Source organism: Patiriisocius sp. Uisw_047, from assembly GCF_047730165.1.
GTDB lineage: Bacteria > Bacteroidota > Bacteroidia > Flavobacteriales > Flavobacteriaceae > Patiriisocius.
The window spans coordinates 2,178,265-2,198,587 of the sequence record NZ_CP159834.1 but is presented as its reverse complement, the minus strand read 5'-3'; the positions used below and the strand labels follow the sequence as shown (position 1 = coordinate 2,198,587).

Here is a 20,323-nt window from a genome sequence, read left to right as displayed (position 1 = left end):
CAGATTATTTGTTGAGAAGAAAGATGGGCTCGTTCCTTAGTCGTGTTTGGCCGGGCCCTAATTAATAATTTACATAATGATGAAAAACTTCATAAAATATTTTCCAATTGCACTACTAGTTACTGTTTTAATAACAGCATTTTCAAGTGTAAATACTACAGCAGTAAAGTGTATGATTCAAATGACAAACTACACCGGTGAAGGAGCTTATGTCGTAATTTCCTTATTAAACCCAGAAGGGGAATATGAAGAAACATTATATGTGCAAGGAAAAGATAGCGAATGGTATAGTGAAATTCCTGAATGGTGGAAGTTTTACGGTAAGCAACGACCACAAATAGATGCCATTTCTGGAGCAACTATAAGCGGCGGTAGTCGTATTGTTAGTATCATAAAAATACCGAATAACAAGATAAATAATGGGTGTAAAATTCGGTTTGAAACTGCTGTAGAAGATCAAGAATATTATAAAGAAGATGTTCAATTTGAGCTCACTTCTGAAAGTTTAAAAAGCAAAGTTGAAGGAAAAGGTTTTATCAGATACGTACGTATGCTGGCAAGATAATATGAAAAAATAAACGTGTAAAATCAAGGTGTACATCTGAAGTTAATACTATAATTATGATAGGTTCGTTATGGCGGTATAGCCACTTTTTACTCGCTATAATTTCAGCGTTATTTCTAATAATTGCATCCATTACGGGTGCTATTCTTGCAATAGAACCTATTGCCGAAATTTCAAAAAATCATGCTGCAACTAATTTAGATAATGTTAGCGTTTCGGAAGTTGTTACAGTATTAAAGGATAGGTATAGCGAAGTTCTAGAATTGGAGGTTACCCCAGAAAATTTTGTAAAGGCATCTGTATTTACAAAAAAAAGTACTGGCGAGACACTCTATATTAATGCAAGCACTGGTGACAAACTAGGAGAAGTAGTAGCTCAATCTGTCTTTTTCAATTTGATAACAAACGTACATAGATCCCTATTTTTAAAAAGTTTAGGACGGGGCATTATGGGGTTTGTTTCATTTTTACTCTGCTTTATTACTGTAACGGGACTGTTGTTATTGGCGGAAAGACAAGGGGGGTTTCAAAAGTGGTTTTCAAAAGTTAGAGAAACAGATTTTGGACAGCGATATCATATCATTTTTGGTCGCTGGTTTTTAATCCCATTAGTTATCGTAGCAGCCACCGGCGTCTATCTTTCTGCTGAAAAGTTTTCATTACTTCCAAAAAGCTCATTGGTACAAGAGAATACTGTGACGGCCGCGAAAAAAGAACAAAATAACGCCTCTCAATCTGACATATTTAATCGCCTAAAATTATCTGAAGTTCGAAAAATAACCTTTCCATTTTCTGAGGATCCAGAAGATTATTTTCAAGTTGCACTTCACGATAAAGAATTACGTATTGATCAATATACAGGCGAAATTATAAGCGAAGTCTCTTATCCTTTTGTGCAACTAGCATCACGATGGAGTATGGAATGGCACACAGGGCAAGGAAGTATTCGTTGGTCTATCATCCTATTATTATCAAGTCTAAGTCTTCTGTTTTTTATATTCTCAGGACTTTCTATGGGCTTAAAACGAACTAAGAACTCTTTAAAAATGATTTCAACAAAAAACAAAGATGAAGCCGAATACATCATATTAGTAGGCTCAGAGACGAGAAATACGTTTGCATTTGCAAATGCTTTTAACAATGCATTACTAAACAATGGGAAAAGTGTGTTTATGTCAAATCTAAATGATTATGACACCTACAAATCTGCAACGCACCTCATTGTTTTTACAGCAACTTATGGCGCTGGTCATCCACCAAACAATGCCCTAAAATTTGAAGCTCTTTTTAATACTACAACACCTAAGCAAAATTTAAAATTTACAGTGCTAGGTTTTGGTTCACTTCTTTATCCTCAATACTGCCATTTTGCTTTAAAAGTAGACTCGATCCTCCAAAAACACGAAGCGTTTACACCTTTAATTCCATTAGTGAAAATTAACAACCAGTCTCAAGTCGCTTTTAAAGATTGGGTAAAAGCATGGAATGCTGCTAAAGAGATGAAACTAACAGTTGTAATGCCTTTTAAAAGGAAGAAAAAAGCAATAGAACATAATTTTGAAGTACTAGATCGTACGTCACTAAATATTAATAAAACATTCCTTTTAAAACTTAAGCCTCCAACAAATATAGAATTTCAATCTGGCGACTTAATTTCAATCATACCACCAAATAGTGAAAAAAAGAGAAGTTATTCTATAGCAAAAATAGGCGATCATATTCTGCTAAGTATAAAATGGCATGAGCAAGGATTATGTTCAGAGTATCTTTCTAGATTAACGTTTGGCGATTCCATTGCGGCTAGTATTCAGCAAAATAAATCTTTTCATCTACCTCAAAATGCCCCCGCTATTTTTGGCATTGCCAATGGAACTGGAATAGCCCCATTTTTAGGTATGGCGACTAAAAACAAGGAACAAGCCTTTCATTTACTTTGGGGAGGTCGCGTAGATGCTTCCTTTAAAATTTACGAAGAATTAATTGTGCCGTATTTAAAATTGAAAAGCAAGAACGATAAAACTGAAAATACTACGAGGACTTATCAGGTTGCCTACTCTCAAATGCGGAAAAAGGAATATGTCCAAGATATCCTTTTAAGGAATCAAGAAGACATCGCACAAAAACTATGCGACGGCTGTGTATTTATGATATGTGGTTCTATGACCATGCAGCAAGAGGTTTTAAACACATTAGATACCATTTCAAAAATACAATTACAACAACCACTATCAGATTTTGAAAATAATAACCAGCTGTTATTAGACTGCTATTAAATTATAGGCGAACTATGTGTAATCAAGTTAAAACAATATCAAAAAATTGCAACGGCCAACTCACATTTTGTGAGGATTGTAAGGTCTACAAACTTATTTTTAATAATATTTTTCTTGAGTTTAAAGAGAAAGAATTGAAATCATTTAAAAGTTACGTAGCCACTATTGAAATTGAATATTGGGAAACCAAATATGATGGAATAGTCATGAAACGAAAAATTCCAATAGGTACTATGCAAAATAACCTATCTATGGTTTTTAACAAACAAGAGATTGCATCTTTAAAGTCACTGCTTTCGATAGCAGAAAAAAAGACTAACCTGATGTTATCAGTCCTAGATATTGATTATACCACATTTTTAAATTAGATTATATGGTCGATACACATGTGCTATATTCTAATGATTTTGGTATCGGATTTTACTGGATACAAAAAGGATCTGTTCAGAAAAAATTCATACAACTGATTTTTCGGGATACAGGATTGAGTTTAAACAGTAACGAACTAGCTGTGTTTATTAAAAACACAAAAGCCGCCTTAAAAAGATCTGCGTCGTGTTCAAGTTGTAAGTTAAAAGCTGAATGCAAATCTATCTTACTTGAGACCCCTGCATCACAAGTTAGTTTTGCTATGAATATTGAAGAACTTATTGCGGTAGAGGATTTACTTAAAGGGGTACAGTTTACAATTGCCCTAGAGAAGCTACTAGACCTATAAAATAAAGGAATCTTAAAGCTTCACCTGCAACAACGCATACCAAGTTCTTTGCTGACTCGGTAAAATTCCAGGCCCAGGATATCCCGTTGCTCTTCGTGTAAAATAACTGTTGTCGAGCACATTATTAATTCCTGTTTCTAGTTTAAAAATGTTGTAGGAATATGATACGGAAAGATCTAAAATATCATACGACGGAATTTCACCTATAATCCCACTCTGGCTCGTTAAATCTCTAGGCGAATTTGTTGCATCTGTAAACTGCTTTGACAAATACGTATACTGTACACTCCCTAAAAGATTTTTATATCCAAAACCCATACCTGTTTTTAAATTGTATTTCGGAATAAACTCCACCTTATTTCCTATTACATTATTTGCTAAGGAAGCATTATATTCACTCTCCGTAAACGCGAAATTTGAAAATATATTTAAGCGATAATCTTCATTTTCCGAAAATGTGTCCCATATATTCCAATCAACAAAACTCTCTAAACCATAGGTGATTGCATCTCCAATATTACCCCTAAATTGTTCTACTTGAATATCACTCAAGGATCTATTAATAAGTCCTATTCTATCTTGATAACTCAATAAAAACAAGCCAATATCATAAGAAACATTCTTTTTAAATTTTCCCCGAGCACCTATATCAAATGTATAGCCTTCTTCATCTGTAATGTTAGGATCTACAGTTAAGGAAGGGTTTACCACCCTAATATCATTATAGGTTACAGAACGATAATTCTGGCTAATATTTCCATACAACTCCGTAGCATAGTTAAATTTGTGACTAAGTCCTATTCCAAAAAGAAAAAAGTTACGCTCAAACGTTCGGGCTTCTGGGATTGTCTCATTTGTTATTGGATTACCAGCTAAATCCAGAATTATATTTCTGTAAAACCCGTCGCTTTCAGTTTTAATATATTCAAATCTAAAACCAGGTGTTACTGAAAACTTTTCTGATAGTTTAAAAATATTTTCCCCAAACAGTGAAAGATTTAAATTAGGAAAATTAAAATCACTTTGCCTTGGATAGGCTGGAAACTCTACATTAGCCGAATTAAAATTTGCATCTATACCTGTTGTTCCTGGGCCTTGGCGTTCACTATTATTAGAATTATAAAACTTTGTGCCTAAAAGCAAGGTGTTTTTCTCATTAAACAAATTATAACGTGTTAATATTCGTGCTTCAGCTCCCCAGTTTCTGTAAATACCTTCAAGGAGTTCTCTTGGCGCTTCTAAATCATCATTTTGAGAGACACGATTTTCTCTAAAACCAACAGATCTTCTACTAGCATCTAGTGCAAACAGATTAACTGATCCTTCTGTCTTTTCAGAAAATTGATGTCTTAATTTCAAGGCATATAGCTTCCAGTCTACTTTAAACCAGTTACGAGTTCGATTACTAAAAGTTGGATCTGATTCAAATTGCGCATCTGTAAGTCCGCCAGGTTGCTGGGCTAGATAGTCTAAATAACTAAACTCAAAGGCGATATTCGTTTTCTCACTAATCTCATAATCAACATGAGCGTAGGCATTAAAAGATTCAAACTGAGAATTAGGCCTAAAGTCGTTTCCTTTTTTAAAATTTCCGTAGACATAATAGCCGAGTTTTCCAAGGGTTCCGCTCAAACTATTAAAGCTGGTAAAAAGTTCATTACTCCCTAGAGACTGTCTTGAAATAAACGCTATCTTTTTATTGGGGTTCGGGCGTTTCAATTTAAAATTAATAAGCCCCCCAAACTGCGTCCCGTACTGCAATGAAGCTGCACCACGCACTACTTCAATTTGTTCAATAGCTTCTGCAGGTGGTGTATAGTAACTTTCTGGATACCCTAAGACATCTGCAGAAATATCATAGCCGTTTTGTCTAGTATTAAAGTTAGAAGTTCGGTTAGGATTTAAACCTCTACCCCCTATGTTAAGCTGCAAACCTGCATCATTATTTTCAAAGATATTGAGGCCCACTACCTGAGCGTAAATTTGTCGTGCATTATTACTTGCGGTATTCACGGTAAGATTATCAAGGAGTACCACTTCACTCTTTTTACCTGCGTAAATGGCTGTTCCTTCTACCTCGCTTAATTGGCGTAATGCAAAAATTCTTTCTTTACGCTTTGTAATTACAACCTCGTTTAACTCCTCTCCTAAAGGTGAAAGGTTAATTTTAATAGACGCGTCCTTAATGATGTTTACTTGCAATTCTAATACCTCAAACTCAAATGAAAAAGCCACTAATTGATAGTCCCCTTTAGGTATGCTTTTAAAACTAAAAGCACCTATAGAATCACTACTTGTTGAAATCCCTAATTGCGTAATATACAACTCAGCATTTTTAATTAAAACACTGCCATCTTCAGAAACCACTGTGCCAGATAATTGATACTGCGCTGATACCAAAAAGGACCAGAGTAAAAAGAACATCAGTACTAACCGCTTAAAAAAAATAGACTGCATATGTATTGTATTGGTATTATAATCCTTTAATTGAATCATTAAAGGGCATTAAAAAGTCTCGAGAACCATAATCCTCATTCACTTCCATTAAATTAACTGCCGGGTCAATATAAGGCTCACTAAGTCGGCCATTTAATGCTACATAACTCTCTACAAAAACACCTATATTTTCGTGTCCTTGATTACTAAAATGTTCTCCTAAAAAATGTGCATACTGAATAATAAAATCTGGTTGTGTGCTCATTTGTTTTTCTTGAAACGTGGTTAAAAAATCTGAGTTATTCACTAGAAATTTTTTACCAGATTTTAAGTCTAAAATTTTAAACTGAGCATAACCAGCTTTTTCCATTAACATTACTCTCCAAGAAAAACGATAGCCTTCTTCCGTCCAAAAAAGCTCACCAGGATAGGCTAAATAACGCCACGGCAAAAATACTTGAACTACAAGAAAAAAGCTTATAATCACTAGAGGTATTTTAGAAGTGTATTTAAATGGTGCTATTGATTTTAGGTCTGCAAATCTAGCTTTGGAAATTTTAAATATTCTAGATATAAAATTTATACCTTTTTGATGTACCGTTGCATCAAAGAATATTAAAGTACTCACAATCATTACAAACGGAAATACACCGATAGGAAATAAAACACGCGTTAAAACGTGAAAAACAACAACTAAAAAGAACGCTACTTTTCTAGTTGGTTTATATAAAAGTAATAAGGGTATCGTTAAATCGTAGACCATTCCAGACCAACTAAACGCATAATGAAGCCACTCTTGCTGAAGGATATTCCCTATTAAAGGAATATCATACTTAGAAGGAAGCCAAATTTTTAAAGGCATTGCTTCTATTAACCAATCACTATTTAACTTAGCCAATCCTGCATAAAAATAGACAATGACTAATAGCGCCTTTATAACATCTATAGTCCAACGCGGAATCATAGAAAAACTAAGCGCCTTATTTCTATAAGCATCTAAAGAAAAATAAGCATTAGCTGGAAGGAATATTAAAACAAACGCCATGCAACTTATAAAATAGTAATGGTTGAGGTAGGTGGTCTTGTCTATTAGTTCAATATATGTGAAGCTTAAAAAAAAGATAATTATCGCTAGACGGTATTTAAAACCAATAGCTACAAAAAGTGCTGAAATACCACAGACTAAAAAAAGCGCATAATTGAAGACACCTAAGGATTGTACCCATTCAAAACCAAAATATTTAAAATGAAATGACGGATCAATATAGAGTGTTTTTATCCATCCATATGATGCGAACCTAATGATACTGTAACACATCATAAAACCAAACAAAACGCGAAAGACTGCCAATGGGGCAGCCTTTGTTGTTGTATTTAAATATGAGTTAATTTTTTGAACCAAGACTTTTACACGTTTTGAATCAAGATTAGGAATTGTGACATAACTTAGTATTTACGCTTTAAATTTCAAAATGATATAAGACTAAAAAACATACCGTCTTACGCTTTTTTTTAATCTCCATCTGCATCAACATAATTAATATCAATACCCAATGCTTGGAGCATATCTACTTTTAATAAAATTACGTTACGTTGTAATTCGTCATAAGTAGAAAGCATTTTACTATTATCCTGCAGCACTTGTTCTGAGAAATTAGCAGAAAGCGCATTAATTTTAGTCTCTGAAGCATCAAATTGATTATTAATTAAGGTACTTAAATCACTACCGTTTTTAACGCTATTTAAAGTATCCAAATAGGCTTTTAGCCCGGGGCCTGCTTGTATACCAAATCCGTTGAAAAAATTACGCGTTGCACTTAGTGCATCTTGTAATAATAACTTAGATTCATTTTCTTTAAAAAACCCTTCCACATTCTGTGGTAAGGGATTTGTAGAAAAAACTCCCGCAGGAATGCCTACTTTACCTGCACGTAATGCTTTTTCATAATAAAACATAAATGCATTTACCGTTTGATCTACTGCCCCTGTTGCTGATGAACTTGTGTTTACAACATAAATAGCACGGAAACTTGTATTCCAATCATTTAAAACTTCATTTGTAAGTGACTTGATTGTTGCACTTAACGCTTTCAAATAATTCTTAGCATTTTCTGATTCTGGATTTGTTGTATAAAAAGCAACTGTTTCCTCATCAGAGCCTAACCCATTTAACAAATAATCTAATGCCGAAAAGCCTTGCTCATCAATAGTTGATGGTAAATCAAAGTTCCAAACACCTGCTGTAATGAGCTCGTGAATACCACTAGCATTTGCTGGATATACGTTAAGCCTATTTCTATAATTTAATGTTTCGGCTTTGCCAATTTCAAACATAGATACTTTTTGGAAAGAACGATAAGCAACCAACCAGTTTTCACGAACACTCTGCAATCCTTCTAATGATGGAGCAGTATTAAAGGTAATGATACTTTCATCTAAACCAGAAACTTTTACTGAAAAATCAGTATACGCAGGAATAATAAAGTTATCTGCCCAATGAACTAACATTGCACCTCTATCAAAGCTAATATCTTGCGTATCGTCTACTAGATTACTATCATCTGTTTCACAAGCGACACCAATAAATAAGGCGATTATTAATAAAGTTTTCCAAATTTTCATAGTTCTTTCTTTTTGCAAATTTACTAAAAAGCAACCGTTTAATAAATCCAAACGATTACTAAACTTTCCTTAAATATGTTCTTAATTCGTACTTGCAGCTTGTGATACTGTAAAGTTAAATCTTGAAGCTATTGACTCTGAAATAGCGTCTAAAGTAGCTGGAGTTAAATCCCATAAACCATTAGGACCATCTGTTAATAAATCATCTACAAAAGAAGTAACTTCAGATGGTGTGAAATAAGAGGCATCATCTTGACTGTTTCTTGTGTAACGTAAACTTGTTACTAAACCATATCCTTCAGAAAGATCATGAAAAGCAGTACCTAAATTATTATTCTCTATAGCAAATTTACCGTTTTGCAAATAATAAATTGCCCTTATAGCAATGGCTTCAGAGACTTTTAAACGTATAATAGCAGCTTGCTCATTACGTACATCATAATTTTTTGCTACAATGGCCGCACGTCCTAATTTGAATGCGTCGAATATTGTTTGGGTAATTCCAGTAAAATCAGCATCTCCTTCAACACGTCCTAAATATTTATTCAAAAAATTATCTCCTTCACCAATTGCAGCAACGGGATTTTCTGGATTTTCAGCGCCACCAAAAAGGTATCCATATCCTTCATCCCATTTGTGCTCCATGGTTGTGTATGGTTTCCCTTCTACTTTAATTCCAGCATCGTTATCTGCAACATTTGTAGCTTCATCAAGCACTGATGTACTTAAGTAATTATTTAACATTTGATCCATCATTAAGGATCCTATTAGCCCTTTCGCAAATACTTGGTTGTATTCAAGACCATTTCCTGCTACGTAACGTGTTGAAGATTCATCCGCTATTTGACCCGCTACTCCAGGTTCAGCTAGTGCATCACGTTGGGGAGCAATTTCATTCATCTGCACTGCTATGTATGAATCAAATGTGTTTTTTATAGCAGCTGCTTCCGTAGCATTTGAACCAAAATAATCTCTAGATGCAGCTACTTTACTTCGCACACTTTTATTAGAAGCGTTTAAGTCTGCATCATCAAAGTCATTTGCTTCTTCTACGTGAGCAAACATTGCTAAGATGGACGCTTCCGTTGCCGTATCCCAATCTTTAAATGCGGTAACAGTCGCTTCTGCCATTAAAATACGTGTTGTTTGTCCTGAGAACGCCACTGTTGACTCGCTGTCTCTGTTAAACGTATACGCTGCAGGAGCAGTTACCTCAATCACTTCAGTCGTTTCTACTACTTCATCATCATCTGATGAACAAGAAATAAATAGTGTTGTTGCTATAATTGATAATAATCTTAGATTTTTCATTTAAACTTATTTAGATTTAATATAAATAGACGGTTAATTAGGCCGCAAAAATAAACACCTTTAGTGCTTCCCACAAGCTTATTTATATTTAATCCAAATAAACTTAAGGTTCATTTCATAGGCAATTGAAATTCAGTACTATACAAAAAAAATACTTCGAACAATCATTAAATGACTATTGGAAGTATTTGTAATGAACTGAAAACAAGACTACTTAAACAGCCCAGCCATTTCTTTTTGATATATTAATCGTTGTAATTGAGCCCATTGCAAGATGCTCTTAGTATTTTCTTCACTTAGATCACCATGTATCCACGTGTATGAATCTAAGGGCATTTCGCCCTCTTCAACATATTCAATTAGTTCATCTAGCTTATGATCTTTCTTTTTAGCAGAATATGATTCCCAAGAAGATACATCAAAATGTTTTTTCCCATCTTCCACGTGTTCTTCTAGAAAAAACGACGCAGGTGCAATTTCAGCATACCAAGGATATACTGTTTGATCGCTATGACAATCATAACAATTAGTCTTAAAAACGGCCGCTAGTTCTGGAGAGACATTTGCTTCTTCTTCAAAATATGCTACGGTTTCATAGCCCCCTTCGTTTTTCTCTGGCCTATAGAATTGTATTAAGACAAGGGCTACTAATGCTGCTATTAAAATATATTTTACAAATTTCATACGTTTTGGTTTTACCGTTCACAAAAATAAAAATTATTTAGAATAATTATAAGCAAGAAACTTTTATTTAATATTATTGGGCACTAAATAGTTTTCATGAAATTAATAACAACCTTTCTAATATCATAGGCAAGCTCTGTTTTAAGTGGGATATAGACACTTTTTACACCCGGATTTTCTGGAGTCAAAAACGGAATATCAAATCCTTTCAACAAATAATCACTAAATGCAATAGTGTATACTTGGGCATCCAGTATTGGGGATCCTTTTAAAGTCCACACATCGTTATTATTTTTTGTCATCGCATATCGCTGCAGATAAGCGCCTGTACCACTGGCAGATTCACCAAAATCCAGAATTTCTATTAATAATTCCCCTGTGACCTCTGCTTTAAGAACCGCACCTCCAAATGGCAATACCCTAAAAATATCTATTGCCGTAATATTACCTTCTAGATTGTCGTCTAATCTAAAAGACCCGCTGTTCACTAAAGCACCATCCACAAGTGTATCAAAGCTTTTTGCCATTGCCTGAGAGAAGATTTGTCCAAGATTGGTCTGCTTACTTCTACCTCCAACATCTGTACCATCTAGCGGTATTTTGGCAAAATAAATCACCTCATCCGGATCCCCTACTACTTGCTTAATCTCTGTGTCTAGAATATTTTCCCAAGTAGTTACAACTGCCTGCACAGAAGGCAATGATGGTGTTTTATCTGTAATAAGCACTAACTCAGAATCTATCGCCAAGATCTCAGAACCTAAATCATAACGCAGCGTATGCACATACATGGATTTTGCATTTGCATCTGCTTTTGCTATATGAGTCCCTCCAGCAGGAACATACATATTACTATGTTCATGACCACCCATAATTAAATCAATATTCTCAAATGCCTCGGCTACCTTCATATCTTGTGCTAATGAAAGATGTGTGAGCCCAACTATAATGTCTGACTTTGCAGATTCTAAAGCCGAATACGCACTGCCTGCTTCTAGCAAATAATCACTGTAATACACATAGTCTATGGGGTTAGAATCTATAGTTACACTAAAAACGCCTAGTCGCAATGGGTATTCTTTCCCTATATCAATATCATAAATAATGGTTTCTGAAATAGGAATACTATCACCCTCTTTAATAGCGTGAAACACTCTTACATCTTCCCCATTTTTCTGATACACGTTTGCCGAAGTCCACTCAAATTCGCTTTCATTGAGCCGCTCCTGTAACTCTTGTTCTTTTAAATCAAACTCGTGATTACCAAAGGTAGCGAGATCAAATTTCATCGCATTCATCACCTCAATCATCTGTCTCCCGCGTACTCGTTTCCCATCCACCTTGAGCGTTCCTACCAACGACGGATTCAAAAAATCGCCCGCCATCATTAAATACGTATTTGGGTTTTGCTCTCTTATACTATCTGCCACATAAGCCACACGTGCCATCCCTCCTTCTTTGCCACCACTTAATGGCGATATTTCATATACATCGTTTACTTGTAATAGCTTGATGGTAACAACCTCGCTCTTCGGTTGCATTACTAGCTGCTTAGATTTGCAACTCGTAATAAGAAAAAAGAGTGCAACAGGTATTATGTAGCGTATTGAATATGGAGTATGGAGTATGGATTTTTTCATTGTATTATTCTCAGGTTTTCGGTTATCAGTTTTGGGTGCTTGGCTGAATGTTGCGGCATGTCGTAAATCTTCATTAGTTTCTGAAAACTGAATAAATTTCAGTACAATTCGAGTTCAGAAGAATAGGTCTGTAATGCGGTTAATTTTCATTAACAACAAGTTGCACTATATTCATATTTTAACCTGTCTTTCTCAATTTTTACTCAGTCCCGACGCTTCGGGAGATTTTAAATCTTAGTCACGCTAGCTCAATTTATATTAATCTCCTCTTTTTTCAACCTCATCTACAACTTCGATTTCAATTTCAATTTCACCGCTAGTGATACTTCGTAAAAATCTTAGTAGCCTCATTATGACTACTTTCAAAACTCATCGGGTTAATATTACAATCAACCTTCTCAGCCGTAAAATAGCTTAACATTTTTTCTGTTGGCATATTGCCAGTGAGTTCGTCTTTTGCCATTGGGCAACCTCCAAAGCCTTGTATAGCGCCATCAAAACGTCTGCAGCCAGCTTTATACGCAGCATTCATTTTTTCATGCCACGCAGTAGGGGTTGTATGTAAATGTGCACCAAACTCGATGTTTGGATATTTCGGTATTAAGCTTTTAAAGAGGTATTCTATGGTTTCTGGATCTGAAGTTCCTACGGTATCACTAAGTGATAAAATAGTCACACCCATTGCTGCTAGCTTTTCTGCCCATGCTCCTACTATCTCAACATTCCAAGGGTCACCGTAAGGATTCCCGAAGCCCATAGAAAGATAGGTCACCACTTCTTTGTTTGTGCGATCTGCAATGTTTAAAATTTCAGAAAGGGTTTCTATAGATTGTGCAATTGTCTTGTGCGTATTCCGCATCTGGAAATTCTCTGAAATTGAAAAAGGATAGCCTAAATACTGTATTTCATCATGTTTCGAAGCACTCTCTGCGCCTCTTACATTTGCAACAATCGCGAGTAGTTTACTCTCCGTCTTTGATAAGTCAAGTTTTGATAACACTTCTGCTGTATCCACCATTTGCGGAATTGCTTTTGGTGACACAAAGCTCCCAAAGTCTATAGTATCAAAGCCACAACGCAATAAGGATTGCAGATACTGCACCTTACTTCCTGTAGGGATCCAGTCTTTTATGCCTTGCATCGCGTCACGAGGACATTCTATAATTTTGACTTTTTGCATTCCCGTAAAGATAGAATTTATAATTAAAAATTTAGATTTTCAGAATTCAGAATCACAAGGAGTTATTTACAGGAGAATAAAAACCCCAATCCCCACAAAAACAACAATTTGCAACCATTTTAAAGCCAAACCTATAGCACTATACTTCTTAATATAAGAGGATATCGCTCCTGCTAGTAGTGCGATACTGCTGAACACCACAAAAGAGACCAACATAAAAGTAATTCCTAGAACATAAAACTGGTATACGGTATTTCCTTCGGGCTCCCAGATAAAGGCAGGAAAGAAAGCCAAGAAAAAAATCATCACTTTCGGGTTCACCAAGTTCATAATCACACCTGTTTTAAATAAAACCCAATAGGATTTCTTTGTGTCATCCTTTGCAGACGCTAAGGTTTCTGTTTCAATACTCTCATTATTGATTACGATCTGGCTATCGCTTCTAAATACTTTAAATGCCAAATAGAAAAGGTACAAGGCACCTAGGAGTTTAATCGCAAAAAATAATGTTTCCGAAGCAGTGATAATTGCCGATATACCAAAAGCCAAAAGCGAAGTGTGTACGATGCACCCGCTAATGAGACCCGCAGTCGTTGCGACACCACTTTTCACTCCATTGGTGAGTGATTGCGTAAGTACATAAATATTGTCTGGGCCTGGTGAAATTGCTAATGCGATGGTTGCGAGTGCAAATGAGAAGAGCGTTTCGACCATTGTTTTATTGCGCTAAAATTGCCTTATTAATGCGACCTATAAGCGCTGGCCCTTCATAGATAAAGCCTGTGTATAATTGAACTAAACTCGCACCTGCTTCTATTTTCTCTAGCGCGTCTTCTGCAGTATGAATACCACCTACACCAATAATTGGGAACCCACGATTGCTGTGGTCTGCTAAAAACTTTATGACCGCTGTGGAGCGCTTACCAAGTGGTTTTCCACTCATCCCACCCATTTCTTTTTTGTTTTCTGAAACGAGACCGTCACGAGATATGGTCGTATTCGTGGCGATTACTCCATCAATTTTTGTGGTGGCAACAATATCTACAATGTCCATCAATTGCTCATCTGTAAGATCTGGAGCAATTTTTAAGAGTATCGGTTTTCTCGTGCTTTTTGCATTATTCTTTTCTTGCAATGTATTTAATAGCGCCGTTAATGGTTCTTTGTCTTGCAGTGCACGAAGGTTAGGCGTGTTTGGCGAACTTACATTAACCACAAAATAATCTACATACTCAAACAGCGCCTCAAAGCAGATGACATAATCATCTACGGCATTTTCATTAGGTGTTACTTTATTTTTCCCGATGTTCCCGCCTATAAGTACGTGCCCTTTTTCTCCTAGTTTAGGATTTTTCTTTAAGCGCTCTACTGCTTCTACAACACCACCATTATTAAAACCCATTCTATTGATAATCGCTTGGTCCTCTTTTAAACGGAATAAACGCTTCTTTGGATTTCCATCTTGAGGCTTAGGGGTAATTGTACCAATCTCAATAAATCCAAACCCGAAATTATGCAACTCCTTGTACAACTTGGCATCTTTATCAAAACCAGCGGCAAGCCCAACGGGATTTGGAAATGTCAACCCAAAGAGATTTCGCTCTAACTTTTTGTCTGTGACCTTGTAAAAACTTTTAAAAATCCCCCCCAGTTTACATTGGCTCGCCAGGCGAATCATATTAAAGGTAACATAATGCACTTTTTCTGGATCTTGTTTAAAAAGTAAAGGGCGAAGTAAGATTTTATACATAGGTTGATTATTGTATTGCAAAAATAAGATAGAATAAACGATTACCTAGAATGATTTCTGAAATATCTAGGGTGCACTATTAGAGAGGTATAATTGATTGTAGCGTTTCTGCATATAAGCGATAAGAACTTATAGAACTCGGGTTCCACTCTCTAAAATCAATATATCTTTGAAAGCACCCAAAAATTTAATAACAAATCAAGCCAAAGTCTCACATCCTACCAGTTATTGTCTTTGCACAGTTTTTCTGTACTTCCCTTTGGTTTGCAGGCAATGGCGTAATGACAGATATCATTCGTGGATTCTCATTAGTGGAAAGCGCGCTATGGACGTTAACTACGATGGTACAATTAGGTTTTATTGCGGGAACATTACTCTTCGCCTTATTGACGATTGTGGACCGGTTTTCTCCAAGTAACGTATTCTTAACCTGCGCAATACTTGGCGCTACTGTGAATGCTGGAATACTATGGGAAGAGAATTCGCTAAGCACGCTACTCATATTGCGTTTTTTTACAGGGTTCTTTTTAGCAGGCATCTATCCTGTAGGAATGAAAATAGCATCAGATTATTATAAAAATGGACTGGGAAAAGCGCTCGGTTTTCTTGTAGGTGCACTTGTTTTAGGCACCGCACTACCACATCTTTTAAAAGATATTGCATCAGACTTGCCTTGGCAATCTGTTATTATTGCTATTTCATTATTATCTCTAGTTGGTGGCGCCTTAATGATGCTCTTCATTCCTAACGGGCCCTATCGCACTGCCAGAAAAAAATTAAAATTAACGAGTATCTATATCATATTCAGAGATCGTGATTTTAAAGTCGCAGCCCTGGGATACTTTGGTCATATGTGGGAGTTATATGCATTCTGGGTATTTGTGCCGCTAATCATTACTACTTATATTAACAGGACGCCTCAATTAGAGTTTGACTTGCCTATATTCAGTTTCATAATAATTGCTACAGGCGCAGTAGGTTGCATTGCGGCGGGATACTTAGGCGCACACTTCGGAACTAAAAAAACAGCCTTCCTATTCTTGCTCGCTTCATTAATTTGCTGTGTAGTGTCACCATACTTTTTTACAACGCAGTCCACTTTCTCATTTATAGTATTTATGCTGTTTTGGGGCTTTGCTGTAGTGGGTGACTCTCCCCTCTTTTCCTCCTTAGTCGCAAATAGCGCAACGCCAGCGCTAAAAGGAACAGCCATCACCATCGTTACCTGTATTGGTTTTGCCATCACGATTATCAGTATAGAATTATTGGGACTGGTAGCCTCGGCATTAGGAATTCGGTTTATGTTTATAATTTTAGCCATAGGACCGTTTATAAGCTTGCTCTACTTTGTTTCTGAAATATTCAAAAATCGAAAAAAGGCCTAGCTATTCAAATAAATGAATCAATGTAGCTCGTTTTCAAACAGGTGACTTTTCCTATTAATTGAAATTAACTGCACTTCTTGCTCCTTCATATTTATTATATTTGCGCTCTAATTTTGATTTCTAATTTTAGAATAAATAGAAATAATTCTTTTTCAAACACTCATAAAATGATAGATAAACAAGACCTCATCAAAAGATTTATAAGTTATGTAATCGTAGATACAGAAAGCGATCCAGAAAGCGAAACGACGCCGAGTTCTGTAAAGCAATGGGACCTAGCAAATGCGCTTGTAAAAGAATTGAAGGAGATAGGTCTTGAAGACGTGACCATTGATGAAAACGCTTATATAATGGCAACCTTGCCTAGTAATGTAGCACACGAAGTACCTACTATAGGGTTTGTTTCGCACTTTGACACGACTCCAGATTTTACGGGAAAAGATGTGAAACCACAAATCATCGAGAATTATGACGGGAAAGACATCGTCTTAAACAAAGCCGAAAACATAGTGCTTTCTCCAGATTACTTTGAAGATCTTTTGCTTTATAAAGGTCAGACCTTAATTACCACAGATGGAACCACCTTACTAGGTGCGGATGATAAAGCGGGGATTGCAGAGATTATTTCGGCAATGGAATACCTTGTACAGCATCCAGAAATCAAACACGGAAAAATACGCGTAGGTTTTACGCCAGATGAAGAAATAGGTCGTGGAGCTCATAAGTTTGATGTGGCAAAATTTGGTTGTGAATGGGCATACACCATGGACGGAAGCCAAGTGGGCGAACTTGAATACGAAAATTTTAATGCTGCAGGCGCGGTCGTTACTATCAAAGGTAAAATAGTACACCCAGGATATGCAAAAGGAAAAATGGTAAACAGCATGTACATCGCACAAGATTACATTAACTCCTTACCAAGAATGGAAACGCCAGAACACACCAGCGGGCGTGAAGGATTTTTTCATTTATATAGCGTGAAAGGCGAAGTAGACAGTACACGATTACAATACATTATTAGAGATCACGATAAGGGCCACTTTGAAGCACGTAAAGAAATGATGATCAAACTGACGGAAGAATTAAATACACAATTAGGCGAAGAACGTGTTTCTGTAGAAATAAAAGATCAGTATTTTAATATGCGTGAGAAGATAGAGCCCGTAATGCATATTGTAGATATTGCAGAACAAGCAATGAAAGAAGCAGGCATTAAGCCATTAATCAAACCCATACGAGGAGGAACTGACGGTTCTCAACTAAGCTTTATGGGATTGCCTTGTCCTAACATATTTGCCGGAGGCCATAACTTTCATGGGCGTTTTGAGTATGTACCCGTAGAGAGTATGCAGAAAGCGATTGAGGTGATTGTGAATATCGTGCAAATCGTAGCTAAGAAATAAGTTTTCAGTAAAAGCCTTGTCATTCTGTCCCGACGCTTCGAGAGATTCAGAAAGTATTTAGTGATGTGTGGTGAAAAACTAAACAATGCAACGTAGCTATTCTTACTAAATCCAGAAATGTATTGCAGTTTAGTATTTGACTCATTATTAATTGTTTACTAAACAGTATGGATTTCAATTCTATTTAAGCTTGCCACGAGCCTAGAACTCGTTGAAAGTGGCGCAATCCTTGATACAATAACATCTCAAAGAAATACGTTATTCTTAAAAAAAACTAACAACAACGATTATGAAAAAATTAATAATGACTGCCCTAGTGGCAATGAGTCTTTTTGGGACTGCTTTTGCTCAAGGAGAAGAACCGGAAGCAAATCCTGTTCTAGAAAAGAAACATGAACTTCGCTTAGATGCAGCAGAAGCACTTCTCGTTCCTACGCTAGAATTTAATTATGAGTACGTAATTAGTAAATATTCTGGTGCTGGGGCAGCTCTTAGTGTTAATCTGAGTAATGATATTGATTTTGAATACGGTCAAAAATTTGCATTTACTCCTTTTTACCGTCAGTACTTTTTAAATAAAAAAGAGTACGGAGCCAGAGGCTTATTTGTCGAAGGTATGTTGCAAGCGGCGGGAGGAGAATATGAAAATTACAACTACTATGAAGACTATAGTGATCCTAACAACCCTATTTTTGAAAGCAATGTGACTAACGAAGATTGGTTTAATGTAGGCGCAGGTCTCGCAGTAGGTCAAAAATGGGTAAGTAACAACGGCTTTGTATTTGAATTAAGTGCAGGTGGTGGACGCTATTTTGCTGGAGGTGACAATGTACCTGACGGATTTTTTAGAGGTGGTGTTTCTGTTGGATATCGATTCTAAAAAGAAGAAAGACCGCTGCACTAGATGAAGCAGGAAGAATATCATATAATAAAAAGGTCTTCACAATTTTGTGCAGTCATTGATAGGTTGCAAATAACATATAGCATCCACAATAACTACTCAAGAATAAATCATTGAATTATCTTTACACTATGATTAAAGAAATCTCTAGTCCTAACAATTCACTGATTAAAAATATCATTGCGCTTTCAGATAAATCTAGAGCGCGCAAAAAGCAAGGACTTTTTATTGTAGAAGGGCTTCGGGAGATTTCGTTAGCCATTAAAGGAAATCACCAGATTGATACCTTACTGTTTTGCCCAGAAATTGCAGATATGGATGCGCTATCTACTATAGATGACGCCGTAGAAAAGAGTAGCGTGACGCTTGAGGTCTATCAAAAAATAGCGTACCGCGCCACGACAGAAGGAGTTTTAGCAATAGTAAAATCTAGCATCACGAATCTCCAAGATTTAAAATTCCTGCCTTCCGGACAGGCAGGTCCGAAGCAAAATCCACTCATATTAATCGCTGAAGCTCCAGAAAAACCGGGGAACATAGGTGCTCTATTGCGCACCGCAGACGCGGCAAATGTAGACGCCGTGCTCATCGCAAACCCTAAAACAGATTTATACAACCCAAACATCATACGGAGCAGTGTAGGATGTGTATTTACAAACCAAGTGGCTATGGCGAGCAGCGCAGACATTATTGCATTTCTTAAGAAAAATGACATTTCGATTTACAGTGCTATTTTACAAGAATCGCAACCGTATCATACGCAAAACTTTACTACAGGTTGCGCGATTGTGGTGGGCACAGAAGCTACGGGATTAAGCCAAGAGTGGCGTGACGCAAGTACCGCAAACATCCATATCCCAATGCAAGGCGAGATTGATAGTCTTAATGTGTCTGTAGCCGCAGCGGTGTTATTGTTTGAAGCAAAGAGACAAAGAGGATTTTAGATGTAAGAGTGACAATTTTAAAAAAGAGTAACGATTGGAGATTGTGGGTTTTTGATTGCTGAAGTGAAAAAAAAAACATCAAATATCGAATTACAGAATATTAAATGATGATTAGGATTACCCTAAAACTTCCTTCTCCCCACTTCCAAATTTTGATAATTTATTAATAAAAATATGAGTTAGTATACAACCGCTGTTGATAACTTATTTTATTTGATTAGGAAATATTCCATACTTTTGGATTTATTCCTAATAAAAATCTTCCACTTATGAAAACGACACAAAATTGCGCAACGAATAAAGGACCTGTTATTAAACCTAAGAAAAAAATGATTGGAGATGAAAGGTTTTTTGAACTCAAGGAATATCGAACTACAGAATAATGAATGATGAAGTGGAAAATGATTAACGATTGTGGATTGTGGATTTTTGAACTGAAAAATATCAAACACGAATCCTAAAAACACGAATGAGATACCTTTCGCCTCTAACATAGAGAAGGTAAAACAAC

The 20,323-nt window shown here is 36.1% G+C and carries 17 protein-coding genes; 8 read left to right on the top strand and 9 right to left on the bottom strand.

The genetic code is table 11. The annotated features are described in order from the left end of the window. The first annotated feature begins 79 nt into the window (after positions 1 to 79). The 4 genes from ABXT71_RS09545 to ABXT71_RS09530 are packed head-to-tail and all read left to right on the top strand — an operon-like array spanning position 80 to position 3,556. Positions 80 to 565 (top strand): DUF2271 domain-containing protein, encoded by a 486-nt coding sequence (locus ABXT71_RS09545; RefSeq protein ID WP_415373095.1) that lies wholly within the window; start codon positions 80 to 82, stop codon positions 563 to 565. Positions 566 to 621: 56 nt separating this feature from the next. Then, the gene (locus ABXT71_RS09540; protein WP_415371092.1) at positions 622 to 2,838 is read left to right on the top strand and encodes a PepSY domain-containing protein; all 2,217 of its coding nucleotides are present in this window, start codon (positions 622 to 624) and stop codon (positions 2,836 to 2,838) included. Positions 2,839 to 2,852: 14 nt separating this feature from the next. Beyond that, positions 2,853 to 3,206, top strand: coding sequence for a DUF6686 family protein (locus tag ABXT71_RS09535; protein WP_415371091.1), 354 nt, complete (start codon positions 2,853 to 2,855; stop codon positions 3,204 to 3,206). A 5-nt stretch (positions 3,207 to 3,211) separates the two neighbouring features. Continuing rightward, complete coding sequence (locus ABXT71_RS09530) at positions 3,212 to 3,556, top strand: hypothetical protein (RefSeq protein WP_415371090.1); 345 nt, start codon at positions 3,212 to 3,214, stop codon at positions 3,554 to 3,556. 12 nt (positions 3,557 to 3,568) lie between these two features. Here the strand turns inward: ABXT71_RS09530 and ABXT71_RS09525 are convergent, their stop codons facing one another. The 9 genes from ABXT71_RS09525 to ABXT71_RS09485 form a co-directional block, all read right to left on the bottom strand. Then, positions 3,569 to 6,052, bottom strand: coding sequence for a TonB-dependent receptor domain-containing protein (locus tag ABXT71_RS09525; protein ID WP_415371089.1), 2,484 nt, complete (start codon positions 6,050 to 6,052; stop codon positions 3,569 to 3,571). Then, positions 6,030 to 7,394 (bottom strand): HTTM domain-containing protein, encoded by a 1,365-nt coding sequence (locus tag ABXT71_RS09520; RefSeq protein ID WP_415371088.1) that lies wholly within the window; start codon positions 7,392 to 7,394, stop codon positions 6,030 to 6,032. Before ABXT71_RS09520 ends, ABXT71_RS09525 begins: the two co-directional genes overlap by 23 nt. Positions 7,395 to 7,504: 110 nt before the next feature. After that, positions 7,505 to 8,614: an imelysin family protein gene (locus ABXT71_RS09515; protein ID WP_415371087.1), complete on the bottom strand. Its 1,110-nt coding sequence runs from the start codon at positions 8,612 to 8,614 to the stop codon at positions 7,505 to 7,507. Between the two features lie 81 nt (positions 8,615 to 8,695). Further along, positions 8,696 to 9,925: a DUF4856 domain-containing protein gene (locus tag ABXT71_RS09510; protein WP_415371086.1), complete on the bottom strand. Its 1,230-nt coding sequence runs from the start codon at positions 9,923 to 9,925 to the stop codon at positions 8,696 to 8,698. 210 nt (positions 9,926 to 10,135) lie between these two features. After that, a complete protein-coding gene (locus ABXT71_RS09505; protein WP_415371085.1) occupies positions 10,136 to 10,609 on the bottom strand; it encodes a heme-binding domain-containing protein in 474 nt (157 codons plus the stop codon). An 83-nt stretch (positions 10,610 to 10,692) separates the two neighbouring features. Next, positions 10,693 to 12,249: a bifunctional metallophosphatase/5'-nucleotidase gene (locus tag ABXT71_RS09500; protein ID WP_415371084.1), complete on the bottom strand. Its 1,557-nt coding sequence runs from the start codon at positions 12,247 to 12,249 to the stop codon at positions 10,693 to 10,695. Between the two features lie 316 nt (positions 12,250 to 12,565). Next, on the bottom strand, positions 12,566 to 13,429 hold the full coding sequence (locus tag ABXT71_RS09495) for a hydroxymethylglutaryl-CoA lyase (RefSeq protein ID WP_415371083.1): 864 nt from the start codon (positions 13,427 to 13,429) through the stop codon (positions 12,566 to 12,568). A gap of 66 nt (positions 13,430 to 13,495) precedes the next feature. Further along, entirely contained in the window at positions 13,496 to 14,143 is a 648-nt protein-coding gene (locus ABXT71_RS09490; protein WP_415371082.1) for a LysE family translocator, read from the bottom strand. Between the two features lie 4 nt (positions 14,144 to 14,147). After that, a complete protein-coding gene (locus tag ABXT71_RS09485) occupies positions 14,148 to 15,179 on the bottom strand; it encodes a quinone-dependent dihydroorotate dehydrogenase (RefSeq protein ID WP_415371081.1) in 1,032 nt (343 codons plus the stop codon). 197 nt (positions 15,180 to 15,376) lie between these two features. On the opposite strand from ABXT71_RS09485, the gene ABXT71_RS09480 reads away from it, so the two are divergent. The 4 genes from ABXT71_RS09480 to ABXT71_RS09465 all read left to right on the top strand — a co-directional run bounded on the left by ABXT71_RS09480 (position 15,377) and on the right by ABXT71_RS09465 (position 19,812). Continuing rightward, positions 15,377 to 16,564 (top strand): MFS transporter, encoded by a 1,188-nt coding sequence (locus ABXT71_RS09480; RefSeq protein ID WP_415373094.1) that lies wholly within the window; start codon positions 15,377 to 15,379, stop codon positions 16,562 to 16,564. Between the two features lie 167 nt (positions 16,565 to 16,731). Next, on the top strand, positions 16,732 to 17,967 hold the full coding sequence (pepT, locus tag ABXT71_RS09475) for a peptidase T (RefSeq protein ID WP_415371080.1): 1,236 nt from the start codon (positions 16,732 to 16,734) through the stop codon (positions 17,965 to 17,967). Positions 17,968 to 18,256: 289 nt separating this feature from the next. Continuing rightward, positions 18,257 to 18,847, top strand: coding sequence for a hypothetical protein (locus tag ABXT71_RS09470; protein ID WP_415371079.1), 591 nt, complete (start codon positions 18,257 to 18,259; stop codon positions 18,845 to 18,847). A gap of 152 nt (positions 18,848 to 18,999) precedes the next feature. Next, the gene (locus ABXT71_RS09465) at positions 19,000 to 19,812 is read left to right on the top strand and encodes a TrmH family RNA methyltransferase (RefSeq protein ID WP_415371078.1); all 813 of its coding nucleotides are present in this window, start codon (positions 19,000 to 19,002) and stop codon (positions 19,810 to 19,812) included. The last annotated feature ends 511 nt before the right edge of the window (positions 19,813 to 20,323 follow it).

Excerpts from the sequence above, each read along its gene's own strand:
- ABXT71_RS09465 (WP_415371078.1), top strand. The coding sequence starts at position 19,000 with ATGATTAAAGAAATCTCTAGTCCTAACAATTCACTGATTAAAAATATC.
- ABXT71_RS09510 (WP_415371086.1), bottom strand. The coding sequence starts at position 9,925 with ATGAAAAATCTAAGATTATTATCAATTATAGCAACAACACTATTTATT.
- ABXT71_RS09505 (WP_415371085.1), bottom strand. The coding sequence starts at position 10,609 with ATGAAATTTGTAAAATATATTTTAATAGCAGCATTAGTAGCCCTTGTC.
- ABXT71_RS09530 (WP_415371090.1), top strand. The coding sequence starts at position 3,212 with ATGGTCGATACACATGTGCTATATTCTAATGATTTTGGTATCGGATTT.
- ABXT71_RS09470 (WP_415371079.1), top strand. The coding sequence starts at position 18,257 with ATGAAAAAATTAATAATGACTGCCCTAGTGGCAATGAGTCTTTTTGGG.
- ABXT71_RS09490 (WP_415371082.1), bottom strand. The coding sequence starts at position 14,143 with ATGGTCGAAACGCTCTTCTCATTTGCACTCGCAACCATCGCATTAGCA.
- ABXT71_RS09495 (WP_415371083.1), bottom strand. The coding sequence starts at position 13,429 with ATGCAAAAAGTCAAAATTATAGAATGTCCTCGTGACGCGATGCAAGGC.
- ABXT71_RS09540 (WP_415371092.1), top strand. The coding sequence starts at position 622 with ATGATAGGTTCGTTATGGCGGTATAGCCACTTTTTACTCGCTATAATT.
- pepT (WP_415371080.1), top strand. The coding sequence starts at position 16,732 with ATGATAGATAAACAAGACCTCATCAAAAGATTTATAAGTTATGTAATC.
- ABXT71_RS09535 (WP_415371091.1), top strand. The coding sequence starts at position 2,853 with ATGTGTAATCAAGTTAAAACAATATCAAAAAATTGCAACGGCCAACTC.
- ABXT71_RS09525 (WP_415371089.1), bottom strand. The coding sequence starts at position 6,052 with ATGATTCAATTAAAGGATTATAATACCAATACAATACATATGCAGTCT.
- ABXT71_RS09485 (WP_415371081.1), bottom strand. The coding sequence starts at position 15,179 with ATGTATAAAATCTTACTTCGCCCTTTACTTTTTAAACAAGATCCAGAA.
- ABXT71_RS09545 (WP_415373095.1), top strand. The coding sequence starts at position 80 with ATGAAAAACTTCATAAAATATTTTCCAATTGCACTACTAGTTACTGTT.
- ABXT71_RS09500 (WP_415371084.1), bottom strand. The coding sequence starts at position 12,249 with ATGAAAAAATCCATACTCCATACTCCATATTCAATACGCTACATAATA.
- ABXT71_RS09515 (WP_415371087.1), bottom strand. The coding sequence starts at position 8,614 with ATGAAAATTTGGAAAACTTTATTAATAATCGCCTTATTTATTGGTGTC.